At 68.8% G+C, this 13,154-nt stretch carries 13 protein-coding genes; 6 read left to right on the top strand and 7 right to left on the bottom strand.

The genetic code is table 11. From position 1 onward, the window contains the following. Positions 1 to 179: 179 nt before the first annotated feature. The 4 genes from AVL59_RS10665 to AVL59_RS10650 form a co-directional block, all read right to left on the bottom strand. Positions 180 to 1,223, bottom strand: a complete 1,044-nt coding sequence (locus AVL59_RS10665) for an NAD(P)-dependent alcohol dehydrogenase (protein WP_067302030.1) — start codon at positions 1,221 to 1,223, stop codon at positions 180 to 182. 25 nt (positions 1,224 to 1,248) lie between these two features. Then, positions 1,249 to 2,517, bottom strand: coding sequence for a cytochrome P450 (locus AVL59_RS10660; protein WP_067302027.1), 1,269 nt, complete (start codon positions 2,515 to 2,517; stop codon positions 1,249 to 1,251). 61 nt (positions 2,518 to 2,578) lie between these two features. Further along, the gene (locus AVL59_RS10655; RefSeq protein ID WP_067302025.1) at positions 2,579 to 3,982 is read right to left on the bottom strand and encodes an NAD(P)/FAD-dependent oxidoreductase; all 1,404 of its coding nucleotides are present in this window, start codon (positions 3,980 to 3,982) and stop codon (positions 2,579 to 2,581) included. Beyond that, the gene (locus AVL59_RS10650) at positions 3,979 to 4,197 is read right to left on the bottom strand and encodes a ferredoxin (RefSeq protein ID WP_067302022.1); all 219 of its coding nucleotides are present in this window, start codon (positions 4,195 to 4,197) and stop codon (positions 3,979 to 3,981) included. Before AVL59_RS10650 ends, AVL59_RS10655 begins: the two co-directional genes overlap by 4 nt. 766 nt (positions 4,198 to 4,963) lie before the next feature. On the opposite strand from AVL59_RS10650, the gene AVL59_RS10645 reads away from it, so the two are divergent. The 4 genes from AVL59_RS10645 (at position 4,964) to AVL59_RS55975 (ending at position 7,011) form a co-directional block, all read left to right on the top strand. Beyond that, positions 4,964 to 5,380: a hypothetical protein gene (locus AVL59_RS10645; RefSeq protein WP_067302020.1), complete on the top strand. Its 417-nt coding sequence runs from the start codon at positions 4,964 to 4,966 to the stop codon at positions 5,378 to 5,380. Positions 5,381 to 5,641: 261 nt separating this feature from the next. Next, a complete protein-coding gene (locus AVL59_RS10640) occupies positions 5,642 to 6,064 on the top strand; it encodes an SsgA family sporulation/cell division regulator (RefSeq protein WP_067302017.1) in 423 nt (140 codons plus the stop codon). 40 nt (positions 6,065 to 6,104) lie between these two features. After that, positions 6,105 to 6,434 (top strand): NIPSNAP family protein, encoded by a 330-nt coding sequence (locus AVL59_RS10635; protein ID WP_067302014.1) that lies wholly within the window; start codon positions 6,105 to 6,107, stop codon positions 6,432 to 6,434. Positions 6,435 to 6,870: 436 nt separating this feature from the next. Next, positions 6,871 to 7,011 carry a hypothetical protein gene (locus AVL59_RS55975; RefSeq protein ID WP_308281801.1) on the top strand — a complete coding sequence of 47 codons (141 nt, stop codon included), beginning with the start codon at positions 6,871 to 6,873 and terminating at the stop codon, positions 7,009 to 7,011. 34 nt (positions 7,012 to 7,045) lie between these two features. Here AVL59_RS55975 and AVL59_RS55970 read toward each other — a convergent pair whose 3' ends face one another. The 3 genes from AVL59_RS55970 to AVL59_RS10625 are packed head-to-tail and all read right to left on the bottom strand — an operon-like array spanning position 7,046 to position 8,417. Beyond that, a complete protein-coding gene (locus AVL59_RS55970) occupies positions 7,046 to 7,099 on the bottom strand; it encodes a hypothetical protein (protein WP_335743776.1) in 54 nt (17 codons plus the stop codon). Continuing rightward, on the bottom strand, positions 7,078 to 7,719 hold the full coding sequence (locus AVL59_RS10630; RefSeq protein ID WP_308281802.1) for a hypothetical protein: 642 nt from the start codon (positions 7,717 to 7,719) through the stop codon (positions 7,078 to 7,080). Before AVL59_RS10630 ends, AVL59_RS55970 begins: the two co-directional genes overlap by 22 nt. Positions 7,720 to 7,763: 44 nt before the next feature. Then, positions 7,764 to 8,417, bottom strand: a complete 654-nt coding sequence (locus AVL59_RS10625; RefSeq protein ID WP_079146627.1) for a TetR/AcrR family transcriptional regulator — start codon at positions 8,415 to 8,417, stop codon at positions 7,764 to 7,766. Between the two features lie 253 nt (positions 8,418 to 8,670). Between AVL59_RS10625 and AVL59_RS10620 the strand changes: the two genes are divergently transcribed. Together AVL59_RS10620 and AVL59_RS10615 are read left to right on the top strand one after the other, a co-directional pair. After that, positions 8,671 to 11,892: a bifunctional cytochrome P450/NADPH--P450 reductase gene (locus AVL59_RS10620; RefSeq protein ID WP_067302004.1), complete on the top strand. Its 3,222-nt coding sequence runs from the start codon at positions 8,671 to 8,673 to the stop codon at positions 11,890 to 11,892. Between the two features lie 163 nt (positions 11,893 to 12,055). After that, positions 12,056 to 13,102, top strand: coding sequence for a zinc-binding dehydrogenase (locus AVL59_RS10615; RefSeq protein ID WP_067302001.1), 1,047 nt, complete (start codon positions 12,056 to 12,058; stop codon positions 13,100 to 13,102). Positions 13,103 to 13,154: the final 52 nt, after the last annotated feature.

The raw sequence follows: 13,154 nt of genomic DNA, 5'->3' as shown, positions 1-13,154 counted from the left end.
TGTCCATCGTCACCCGATCAGCCGCATGTCGCTCGGCGGGAAGGGCAGGGGGCCGTGGCGCATGAGGTATTCCGGGCAAGCTCCTCCGTCCTGCGGGAGCCGGGGTGCGTTTCCGCCGGACCGTCCGATGCCAGCGGCCAGGCACAGTCGTGGTGTCCCGTTCGGGTTGACGACGGCATTCACGCGTGAGGGGTGATGACGGCGCGTCCTTGGATCCTGCCGTCGTGCAAGAGCTCGTACGCCTCGTTGGCGCGTTGCAGGGGAAAGTGCTCGACCAGCATCCTGATCTTGTCCTGCTGGGCGAGACTGATCACTTCCATCAGTTCGGGGAGGTAACCCCAGTAAGGGGAGGCGACCGAGCACTCGTGCGGCAGGCTGGAGAAACCCACGGGCAGAGCCCCGCCCCCGAGGCCGACAATGGTCAGGTGGCCGAGCATCCCGGCCGCCTGAGCAGCCATCCGCAGTGTCGGGTCTGTGCCGACCATGTCCAACACGAGCTGAGCGCCCTGCTGCGCCGTCATGTCCTTGATACGGGTGATCGCCTCGTCGCCCGAGAGCAGAGCCTCGTCTGCGCCCATGCGCTTGGCAGTCTCCAGCTTGCCGGCGTCGGTATCCACGGCCACAACGGTGGTCACCGCACTGAGCGCACGCAAAATCTGGATGGTCATCTGACCAAGACCGCCGGCCCCGATCACCACGGCGGTGGAGCCCGGCCCCAGCAGGTGCAGCGACCGCTTGACGGCGTGATAGCTGGTCAGTCCGGCGTCGCTGAGCGGTGCGGCCTGGCAGGGGTCGAGGGCGCCCAGCGGAATCAGGTGGCGCGCGGCCGGGACGAGCAGGTACTCGGCCATGCCGCCGTCGTGACCACCACCCAGGCCCGGGCCCTGACCACCGAGGTCTTGGCAGTAGTTCTCCCGGCCCTGACGGCAGTTGACGCACACCCCGCAGCCCCAGGAGCCGTAGACGATCACAGGGTCTCCGAGCTCGAAACCGGTGACGCCCGGTCCGAGCCGCTCCACCCATCCCGCGTTCTCGTGGCCGAGCGTGAAGGGCGGACTCGTGAAGCCGGGCAGCGGTCCGGGTGCCTGCATGATGTGCAGATCGGAGTGGCAGGCACCGGCACCCGCGACCTTCACCAGGACCTGGCCTGGGCCGGGCTCGGGCACCGGCACCTCGCGCAGCTCGGGCGGTTGCCGCCAACCGACGAGTTGAAAGGCTCGCATAGAGATCCTCTACGCACACACCGGGTCAGTCGTGGATGCCGTCGATGTCGACGAGGACGTGGCGCGGACCGCGGAAGATCTGGTTGTGGCGGTACGGCGGCGGGTCCTCGACCAGCCGCGGGTTCTGCACCCGCCGGACGAACTCGCCGACCGCGACCTGGACTTCGAGCCGCGCCAGCGGGGCGCCGAAGCAGAAGTGGATGCCCTGGCTGAATCCGAGGTGCTGGTTGTCGCAGCGTTCGAGGTCGAGTTCGTCGGGGTCGGTGAACCGTTGCGGGTCGCGGTTCGCCGAGCCGTACGCCAGGAAGATCGGCGCCCCCTTTGGGATGGTGGTGCCGGCGATGTCGATGTCTTCCACGGCGGAGCGGGTGTGCCAGAACTGCACCGACGACTCGAACCGCAGCAGTTCCTCCACACCGGGCACGATCAGCTCGGGCCGGCGGCGCAGCTTCTCGAGCGCGTCAGGGTGGCGCAGCAGGGTGAGCACGCTGTGGGCGATGAGGTTGACCGTGGTTTCGTGTCCCGCGAAGATCAGGAGCAGTGCATTGCTCGCGAGCACGCCCTGGGACATCCGTTCCTCCGGGCCGTCCTCGTTCACCATGGCCGAAAGCATGCCCGGACCGGGCTGCCGGGCGTACCGGTCGAGCAGATCCGCTGCGAACTGCCCGAACTCCTGCACGGCCCGGCGCCCCCCGGCCAGTCGGCTCTGCATCTCCTCCGAGGCAGCCTCGGGGCCGAAATCCAAAGCGTCCAGGGCCGTCTCGATCCAGCTGTGGAAGCGTGGCTCGTCCTCCAGTGGCACGCCCAGGACCTTGCAGATCACGGTCACCGGCAGGGGGTAGGCGAACTCGTCGACGGCATCGAACCGGGTCTTGCCCTGCATGTTGTCGAGAAGGCCGTCCACGATGCGGCGGATCTCGGGTTCAAGGTCGGAGATCAGGTGAGGGGAATGGGGAGGGCCGACGAAACGCGGCGTCATCATCCGCCGATCTCGATCGTGCTCGGGTGGATCCTGGGTGATGATGTTCGGCTCCAAAGAGATGACCGCCTCCGTGATCGGCTCGGCTTCCGCCGAGCCCTCGGCCGGGGCCGCAACCGGGACGGGGAGCTTCCTGACATCCGAACTGACCCGGGGGTCGTGCAGCAGCGCGACGATCTCTTGGTAGGTACTGACGACATAGGTGCCGTCCGGCTGCCGCGCCACCGGTGTCCTGCGGAGTTCCTCGTAGAACGGGTACGGATTGGCCCGGTTGGCGTAGCGGAGGGCCTGCTGCCAGGGGGTTTCCTCGACCACGAGGCTTCCCTCCTTCTTCCTGTCGATGCTGTCCGCCTACAGGCTTGCCCCCGTGGTCGCGTCAGTGACGTCGCGGCCGGAACTCGGCCGTCCGCTCGCTCGGGGCGTGTCCGGTCAGGACGACGTCGGGGATCGCCGTCGGGACCCTCGGGTCCGGGAACTCGGCAGGCACCGGCTTCATGTCGGGCGGCTGGTCCCACCCCGGCGGCGGAGGCGGGAACGGACCGGATTGCTCGATCAGCTTCCCGTAGTACTCCAGCCACTTCCCGTGATCGAAGGTGACAGCCGCGACGATGCGGCCCCCATGCCCGTAGGCGGCTGCGAAACGGCGCTCCTCGACCGACCCTTGGGTGAAGACGATCTCGTCACCGAATGGCGGCACCCCGACGGACTTGATGTTCACGCCGAACTGACCTGACCAGAAGCCGGGCAGCAGCAGATGCGGGCGATAGTTGGGCTCGAGGTTCACCATGTTGTGCGCCGCGACCTCGGCGCCGAGAACGGCGTTGTCCCAGTGCTCCATCGCCAGGAACTGGTACTCGTACAGCACGTGCGGCGCACGCGCCACGTCCCCCGCCACGTAGATGCTGTCGGTGACCACGCCGTTGATGTCGAAGGCCCGACCACCCGCGTCGCACCCGACGCCCCAGAAACCGGCCGCCAGCCCGGATCCCTCCAGCCATTCCACGTTGCGGATCGACCCCAACGAGGCCACCACCACGTCGGCGTCGACGGTGGTTCCGTCCGACAGATGCGCACGCCGCACGTGCCCTCCGGAGTCGCCCTCCAGTGACGACACGCCCAGCCCGCAGCGCAGGTCCACGCCGTGCTCACGCTGCATCTGCGCGGCGATCTCCCCGATCACCCCGCCGAGCGCGCCGACCAGCGGCGCCGAACCCCGCTCGACGACGGTCACCGGGATGTCGAGCTCCCGGCAGACGGAGGCCACTTCCGAGCCGATGAACCCGGCGCCGATGACCAGTACCCGCGATGGCGACTCGGCCAGTGCCTTCTGCAACTGTGCGGCATCGTCACGCGAGCGGATCGTGTGGACTCCGTACAGGGCGGCCTCGCTCGGGTTCGGCCACTGTCGCGCGCGGGTGCCCGTGGCGATCAGCAACCGGTCGTACGGCACCTGCTCCCCGTCGGCCAGGCGCACCTGCTTGGTGTCCCGGTCCAGCCCGGTGGCGGCCACCCCGAGCCGCCAGTCCGCATCCACTTCTCGCATGCGGGGCAGCTTGGTGTGGTCGGCCGGCACCCAGCCCTTGAGTACCTGCTTGGACAGCGGGGGACGGTCGTAGGGCTCGTACGGCTCGTCCCCGATGATGGTCAGCGAACCGGTGAAGCCCTCCGCGCGCAGGGTTTCCGCGGCCCGCAGCCCGGCCAGGGAGGCACCCACGATCACGATCCGGCCGTTGGCCCGGAACTCGCGCACCAGCTCTTCGACCGTTGCCCGCAAGGTCATGACGTCGCGCCCCGATCCGCGCCCTCCACGCGGTCGATCATGATCGCCTGCACCGGGCAGGCCGCAGCGGCTCGCTCGACCTGCAGGCGCCGCTCGTCATCGGGGTTCGGCTCATAGGTGAGCGCCTCCTGACCGTGCAATCTGAAGACCTCGTGTGCCAGATACACGCACTGTGCGTATCCCTGGCAGCGATTCAGGTCCACGACGATCCGCATGGGCAGACTCCTTCCGTTCTGCCTCCCGCCCCACAGCGACCATCGACCCATCGCCCCGGTCAGGAAGCCATGCGGCGATCTCGACCGTCCCGTCAGTCGACCGGGCTGCACGTCCCACCCATCACCCGTCCACGGCCGTCGACTGAACAGGTTCGGTCATGTTCGCTGCGCCGCAGCCTTGACGGTGGCGCTCGCTCGGCCGTGCGCGGCACAGCCCGCAGAGGGCGATACATCAACGACGTCGGCATCAGGGTGCGCCCTGGTCGATACAGCCCTAAAAGAATGGTCGTCCCGCCTTCCGGCGATCGCAAACCCGCCGCTGCTGCAGAACAAGCGGCGACAGGGCAGATGCAGTGCGGGCAGCGGCCGGAGCACGGCCGCCTTCTGTCAGCTGCTTACGAAGAAGCCGGTGTGGGCCGTCGCCCGGTGCAAGTCAACTCACGCATCGGCAGTCCCTGGTCGCTGCGGTCGTACACGTGAGGGGTCACCCGCACCCGCAGTTGCCCGAGCGGGTCGGGCACGGGCTTCAGTGCGGACGACTTTCCCGCCCAGATCCGAGCGGTGAGGCCGTCGGCGATCACCAGAAACCTTATCGGTCGCACGTGGTGGTCCTCACCACATCGACATTTCCATACATCGTATGGTACCAATGAACCAGGAGATTCCATACAGTGTATGGAAGTGCTCGTTCGGACCATCTCAGGCGCCGCACATCGCCTGACGGAACAGCCGTTGTGGCCTATCACGCCCGCGGGAAGGAATGATCATGAAGAAGCTCACGAAGCGCATCGCCCTCACTGTCTCCTCCGTCGCGGTCGCCGGTGTCGCCGTCCTCGGTGCCGGGGGCGCCGCATCGGCCGCGTCCCTTGCGTCCACGCACGCCCAGCGCCCGACCGTAGGGGGCGTGGCCGCTGATTACAGCTGGGACCACGGTGTCGGCTACCTGCTCGAGCGGGGCTACTCCTGCGACGAGGTCCGCGGCTGGCACCAGGACCACAACGGCACCGACTCGACCCGGCACGACTGCGACGGTCTCTTCTACCGTGATGGTCACTTCTACCGCTGGGAGGGCGAGGGACACGGCGGCTGGAAGTCGGACAGGTCGTACCTTCACGACGGGTACCGCCACGAGCACGACGGCCGGGGCTGGGACCACCACGACTTGAGCCGCGACGACCGGTGAGACGGGTACCGGCCGAGGCCGTGGGATCGGGCCGTGCCCTCGGCCCGGTCCCTGCCGGCGGCACGGAGACGCCCGGTGTCCCGTGGGCCGGCGCCTCGCCCGCCTGCCGAGTGAGTGCCGCCCCGCGCCACTCATCGTGCGGTGCACCGGTGCCGTCCGGCGCCCGCGGCCTGCTGTACCGCCGCCTCCGCCCCCGCTGCGCCTTCACCACAGGCCGGCGTGAGGCGCCGCCGAACCACACCCAGGAGCGGAAAGTCCATCATGAAGAAGTCCTTGAAGGCCGTAGAGCGGCGGATGGCCGTGGAGCTGGTCGTCTCGCACGCCTACTCATTGCCCCTCTGCGCACGTCTGCGGTACGAGCCCACTGATCCCTACGTCGTCCGTGCCGGCTTCTTCGTCGACTGTCACGAGCCGGTCGAATGGATTCTGGGGCGGGATCTCCTGACTGATGGCCTGAAGGGCTCCGCAGGCCACGCGGACGTCCGGATCTGGTCGGCCGCGGGGCGGGGCGACCAGTCGATGTACATGGCCCTCGGGTCCTCCGCCGGCACCGCCTTGCTCGAGGTCCCCGTGCGGGACCTCACGGCCTTCCTTCAGGACACGGAGGCTCTGGTGCCACGGGGGACCGAGTCCGGACACATCGACTGGGATGCCGAACTGGCACACCTGCTCCCCCACGGCTGACCGCCGACCATCCAATCTCCAAAGCAAAGGAACCAGCGTCATGCCCCAGTACCAGCTCCGTGTCTACACCCTGCGCAGCCCCGACGCGCTCTCCGCCTACGAGAAGATCTGGGCCCAGCACATTCCCGGTATGGCCAAGCACCGGATCACCACCCACGGCGTCTGGACGGTGCCCGCAGCACCCGGAAACGAGACCCCCCGGCTCTACGCCCTCGTTTCCTACAGGGATGCCGACGCCGTGCGGGAGCGGCTGGAGGCGTACCTGTCGAGTCCTGAATTCCGCGCGGACATGGAGGGTTTCGACATCGGCCAGATCGTCGGCCTCGACGAGATCCTGCTGACGCCCACCGTGGACTCGCCCTTGCGCTGACGGCCGTCCTGCGACGAGTGACGCGGCCGAAAGCGCCGGCATCCGACGCGCGTCACTCGGCCAAGGCGCGCACCAGTCGGCAGGGTCCCTGGACGCAGTCGGCGAGGCCGGCGGTGGCGGTCGGTCCGTCAGCCGAGCGGCGGCCACGCGGGATGTGGTCACTACAGCCAGAGTGCTCTCGGGCACGGTGAACGGCTCGACGGACGGCGATCACGATGGCGAGGAGATCCGGTGCCCATCCAGCCGCAGCGCACCGCGCAACGGCGGTTCGCTCATCGACAACCGACGAAATGCGGCTCGCAGGGTGACGAATCCGCAGAACGTGCTCAGGGGACCGGACGACAGGTTCGCCCACGCTCGCGCTCCCCGTGACTGCGCCACCCGGCGGGGACGGCGGTTACGGTCAGCCGGTCGTGGACGGGAGAGATCCGCCGGCATGGGACATGAGGTGCGGCCGGTGCAGATGGCGCGAGGGGGTGCGTTCGATGATCAGGAACGCGGCGTCGTCGGTGAGCTGCTCACCGGTGTGTTCGAGCAGGTCGCGGTGAAGGCGGTGCAGCAGAGCGTCGGGGCTTGAGGCGGGGAAGGAGGCGACCCCGTTCGGCGCGCGGCTAGAAGGCTCCGGTCGGTGAGCGGGCTTCGATCACGCCGTTGGTGTAGAGCAGCAGCATGTCGCCCGGTTCCAAGGTGAACGGGTCGGTGCGGCCGTTTGAGCGCCCTCACGGAACGCGCCCATCACCACTGATGCCTCGCCGATGGAGGCCAGCCCATGGCCCCGCACGTCGCCGATGAGCACCCGGGTGCAGGGGTGATCAGCGCGGGCGACCGCCAACAGGTCTCCCCCGATCTGGGCCTCGTCCTCGGCGGCCAGATACAGCCAGGCCACCCTCCAGGGTCCGATCCGTCGGGGTGGAGGCCGCAGCAGCATCCGCTGTGCCGTCTCGGCCACCGACCGCACCCGGCTCAGCTCCCGGGCACGCGGCTCCCGCACGTAGGTGATGAAGACCACCAGAGCCGACAGCACCGCCAGGGCGATGAGCTGCGCCACGTGATTCGTCGTGGTCAGACCGCCCTGGAAGACCGAGATGATCACCAGGGCTGCCTGTGCCAGAGCCCCGACCAGAGCGGTCAGCCGCGGACCGGCGAAGGAGGCAGTCAGTGTCGGCGCGATGAGCAGCAACGGGCCCAGATGAACACTGGTGCCTATGCCGAGGTCCGTCACGGTGATGACCACGATCAGTGCGAGCGCGATCACCAGCAGCCCGCGCCCCGCACGCAGCTCCAAGAGGCGGTCTCCCGATACACCTCGCGCATCTCAGAAGGTGTGGCTCAAACACCGGCGTCCGGGCCGTCACGATCGCCGGTGAGCCGGCTTTCCAGGCCCGTGATGAGCGTGTCCATCACGAGGCGGAACATGTGGTCCTGGTCAGGGCCTTCAGGAGCTGTGTCCGCAGAATCGGGGTCAGCCTCCCCGTCACCGTCTTCACCGTCGCCAAAGCCGGGGGGCTTGAGGGTCGACCACTGGTGGAGCGAGCCGTTGAGTTCGGCGGCGAGGACGCCGATGACGACGGCGACTATCAGCGCCGCGATCTCCGAGACATCTGACTGCGGAACCCCGGCAGCCTCCACGATCGCGGTGAGCGTGGTCCAGAACGGGTCGTCGGGCTGAATGAAGTCCGGCTGGTGGCTGAACGAGTAGGCCAGCAGCTCGGGGTGACGGTGCGCCAGCGTACGGAAGTCCGTCGCGAGCAGGCGGATGCGCTCCTGCCAAGGCGCGTCCTCAAGCGTCACGGTCCGGAACTGGGCGCCGACCATTCGTGTCACGCCACGCAGCACCGCTTCCTTGTTCGGCACGTGGTGGTACAGCGACATCGGGTTCGCGTCGAGCTCGGTGGCGAGTTTGCGCATGGTGAGCGCCTCGACACCGTCCGCGTCGATCAGCCGCAGGGCGGCGGCATAGATCCCGGCCTCGGTCAGAGGCACGTCCCTCTTCCTCGTTCCCCGCGGGGGACGCCTCACCTTCTTTTCCATACTGCGTACGATATCAGTTCCGTACGTCGTATGGAAATGACCTGAATCACAGCACTGGCCTGCACGCCGGGGTTGCGCCCGGTTTCCATACCTCGTACGGTACTAATTCCATACAGTGTATGTTTCTGTACGGCGCCACAGCATCGACCCGCACAGCGCGCCCTTGCCCACCCCCCTCCACCCCCTCTGCGCAGAGGAGCAAGACATGACCACGCACTCCGCGAACGGCCTTCGCCCCATCCGGTCCCCGCGCGGGATCCCCCTGCTCGGCTACACGCCGCAGATCCCCGACACCAACCCCGTGGAGTACTTCAACGAGCTGTCCAAGCAGTTCCCCGAGGGCATCTACGGCATGGACATCGCCGGCATCGAGCAGGTCTTCGTCTACGACCCGGACCTGGTGGCCGAGGTGTGCGACGAGACGCGGTTCTTCAAGCAGATCGAGAAGACGCCGCTGAGCCATGTGCGGGACTACACGGGGGCGGGCCTGTTCACAGCCCACCAGCACGAAGAGGAATGGGCCATGGCCCACCGGATCCTGCTGCCGGCCTTCAGCCAGCGGGCCATGAAGACCTACTACGGGCAGATGCTGGAGATCGCCCAGAACCTCGTCGGCAAGTGGGAGAGCCGGGAGGGTCAGCCGGTCGCCATCACCGACGACTACACCCGGCTCACCCTGGACACCATCGCCCTGTCCGGGTTCGGCTACCGCTTCCAGTCCTTCGACAAGGAGGAGCTGCACCCCTTCCTCAACTCGCTGCTGGAGGCGCTGATCGAGTCGATGCGGCGCTCCCAGGAACTGCCGATGATGACCAGGCTCCGCAAGGCGGACGACAGGAAGTACCGCGAGAACATCCAGCTGATGCGCGACCTGGTCGAGAGCGTGATCAAGGAGCGCCGCGAGGGGAAGGGCACCGGCGAGGAGGACCTGCTGGGCCTGATGCTGGAGGCCACCGACCCGGAGACCGGCGAGCTGCTCGCGGACGAGAACGTCCGCGACCAGGTGGTGACCTTCCTGATCGCCGGTCACGAGACGACCAGTGGCCTGCTGTCGTTCGCCACGTACTCGCTGATGCGCAACCCGCACGTCCTGGCGCAGGCGTACGCCGAGGTGGACCGCCTGCTACCCGGTGACACGGTCCCGGACTACGACACCATCATGCAGCTCGACGTCATCCCGCGGATCCTGGAGGAGACCCTGCGCCTGTGGGCGCCCATCCCGCTGATCGCCAAGGCACCCATCGACGACACCGTCATCGGCGACCGGTACGAGCTGAAGAAGGGAACCAGGGCCAACATCCTCATGGGCGCACTGCACTCCCACCCCAAGGCGTGGGACCGCCCGGAGGAGTTCGACATCGACCGGTGGCTGCCGGAGAACCGCGCCGAGCAGCACCCGCACGCCTACAAGCCGTTCGGCAACGGTGTGCGTGCGTGCATCGGCCGCCAGTTCGCGCTCACCGAGGCCCGCCTGGCCCTCGCACTGGTACTGCAGAAGTTCAGGTTCTCCGACACCACTGACTACAAGATGGACGTCCGCGAGGCGCTGACGCGCAAGCCCGGCGACTTCCAGCTGGTCGTCCGCAGGCGTCAGGAGCACCAGCGGACCGTCTTCGGCGCCGCCGACCTGCGGACCGGCGACACGCAGTCGCAGGCAGCGGTCAGCGGTGTCGGGGTGAACCTGACCGTGGCCTACGGCTCCAGCCTCGGCTCGTGCGAGGACCTGGCCCGCACCATCGCCGACCGCGGTGAGCGCTCCGGCTTCGGCACCACGCTGATGAGCCTGGACGAACTGGGTGACAACCTGCCCACCGAGGGCCTGCTCGTCGTCGTGGCGGCCAGCTACAACGGCAAGGCTCCCGACAACGCCCAGCGCTTCGACGACCTGCTCGCCACCGGGCTGCCCCAGGGTTCACTGGCGAACGTGCGGTTCGCGCTGCTGGGCGCCGGCAACACCCAGTGGGTGGCCACCTACCAGGCATTCCCCAAGCGGATCGAGGAAGGTCTGCTGGCGGCCGGCGCCACCCCGGTCGTCGAGCGCGGTATCGCGGACGCCGCCGGTGACTTCGACGGCATGGCCACGCGGTGGATGGACATCCTGTGGGCCACCCTGGCCGAGGAGTACGCCGCCGACACCTCCCAGGCGAGCGGCCCCCGCTACCAGGTCCAGCTGCTCACCGAGTCCGACGTGCGCCCCGCCATCGTCTCCGAGCAGGCATACCCGCTCACGGTGGTGGCCAACGAGGAGCTCGTGGCCGACGCGACCGGCCTGTGGGACTTCGCCATCGAGCCGCCGCGCCCGTCCGCGAAGTCCATCACCGTCGAGCTGCCCGAGAATGTCACCTACGACACCGGCAACCACCTGGCCGTCTTCGCCAAGAACGAAGCCGCCCTGGTCGAGCGCGCACTGAGGCGACTCGGTGTCGACTACGGCCAGGTACTCCGGCTCGACCAGCCCGGCGGCGGCCGCACCCACCTGCCGGTCGGCACCCCGGTCACCGCCGGCATCCTGCTCACCGAGTTCCTGGAACTGCAGGACGTCGCCACCCGCTCCCAGATCCAGACCCTCGCCGAGTACACCCAGTGCCCGTGGACCCGGCCGCAGCTCCAGGCTTACACGGCCGACACCCGGGAGGCCGAGGAGCACTACCAAAAGGAGATCCTCGGCAAGCGCATCTCGGTGCTGGGCCTGCTGGAGCGCTTCGAGGCCATCGAGCTGCCGCTGGCGGTGTTCCTGGAGATGATGGGACCGATCCGCCCGCGCTTCTACTCCATCTCCTCCGCCCCGTCGGCCAACCCGCGCCACGTGCGCCTGACCGTCGGCCTGCTGGAGGGCCCGGCAATGTCCGGTGACGGACAGTACCGCGGCACCTGCTCCTCCTACATCGCCGGCCTCGAGCCCGGAGACGTCGTGTACGGCTACGTCCGCGTGCCCTCCCCGACGTTCGCCCCGCCCGCCGACCCCGCCACTCCGCTGATCCTCATCGGCCCCGGCACCGGCATCGCACCGCTGCGCGGCTTCCTGGAGGAGCGGGCGACACAGCACGCGAACGGCACCCAGGTGGGCCTGTCTCAGGTGTTCGTCGGCTGCCGCCACCCGGAGCACGACTACTTCTACAAGCAGGAGATGCAGGACTGGGAGCAGACCGGGATCGCGCAGGTCCACACCGCCTACTCCGCGGTGACCGGCCACCCGGCCCGGTTCGTGCAGAACGCCATCGCCAACGCCGCCGACACCGTGTGGCAGGCCATCGAGGACGGCGCGTACATCTACGTCTGCGGTGACGGCCGCCGCATGGCCCCCGCCGTCCGCGAGGCCCTCGCCGCCATCCACTGCCAGCGGACCGGCAGCGACGACGAGACCGCCCAGCAGTGGCTCGCCCAGCTCGAGGCCGACGAGCGCTACCAGCAGGACGTCTTCGCCTGACCGCCGCCGCACGCCGTCAAGGCGCGCTCCCCCTCAGCCGCCGGGAGGCGTGCGGACGTCCTGCTTCCCCCGCACACCTCCCGGCCCCACCAGCCATTCACACACCCCATGGCACCCATGGCCCGAACCACCGGGCCGTGCCGCTCACGGAAAGCAGATCACCATGGACACCATGCTCGCCGGCCGCTTCCACCTGGACAGCAAGAAGTTCGCCGTGGAAGAGGTCCCGATCCCCGTGCCGGGTCCGGGCGAGGTCCTCATCGAGGTCAAGGCCGCCGGCGTATGCCTCTCCGACGTCCACCTGCTCGACGGCTCCCTCGTCCCGCTGTTCGCGACCTCCGACACGGTCACCGTCGGCCACGAGGTCTCCGGTGTGGTCCACACGCTCGGCCCCGACCTCAAGCGCGGCCTGACCGTCGGCACCCGCGTCACCCTGGAGGCCGGCAAGACCTGCGGTAAGTGCGCCGGCTGCGTGCGCCGCCGCCCCTGCACCCAGATGCTCACCGCCGGGATCGACTATGACGGCGGCTGGGCCGAGTACGTGATCGCCCGCGAGGACACTCTCATCCCCATCCCCGACAGCCTCCCCTTCGACCAGGCCGCGATCATCCCCGACGCGGTCTCCACGCCCTACGCCGCCGTCGTCACCACCGCCGGCGTCCGTCCCGCCCAGTCCGTCGGCGTCTGGGGCGTGGGCGGAGTCGGCGCCCACAACGTACGCCTCGCCCGCCTGGTCGGCGCCGCCCCGATCATCGCCGTCGACCCGCTGCCCAGCGCCCGCGAGCGCGCCCTGGCCTTCGGCGCCGACTACGCCCTGGACCCGGCCGCCCCCGACTTCGCCGACCAGGTCCGCGCGGCCACCGAAGGACGGGGCCTGGACTTCGCCTTCGACTGCGCCGGCGTACCCGCCGTCCGCGAGCAGGCCGCCGCCGTGCTCGGCCTGGGCGGCTCCCTGATCCTGGTGGGCATTACCCCCAGGCCGCTCACCATCACCGAGGGTCTGACCTTCAACTACATGTGCAAGCAGGTCCGCGGTCACTACGGCGGCAGCCCCGAGTCGGTCTCCGAGCTGGTGCGGCTGACCGCGGCAGGTCGCCTCGACCTGGCCCCCTCCATCACGGACCACATCCCGCTGGTGGACGCGGCCGACGCGGTCAGCCGTCTGGAGAACAAGATCGGCGACCCGATCCGCCTCATCCTCGTCCCCTGACGCCTGTCAGCAGGACATCAAGCCACCCTGGGCAGGGGTGAGCGGGCGCCGG

This window comes from Streptomyces griseochromogenes, assembly GCF_001542625.1.
In the GTDB taxonomy this organism is placed as follows: domain Bacteria; phylum Actinomycetota; class Actinomycetes; order Streptomycetales; family Streptomycetaceae; genus Streptomyces; species Streptomyces griseochromogenes.
The sequence above is the reverse complement of the archived record's forward strand: the minus strand, read 5'-3'. Positions and strand labels throughout refer to the sequence as shown.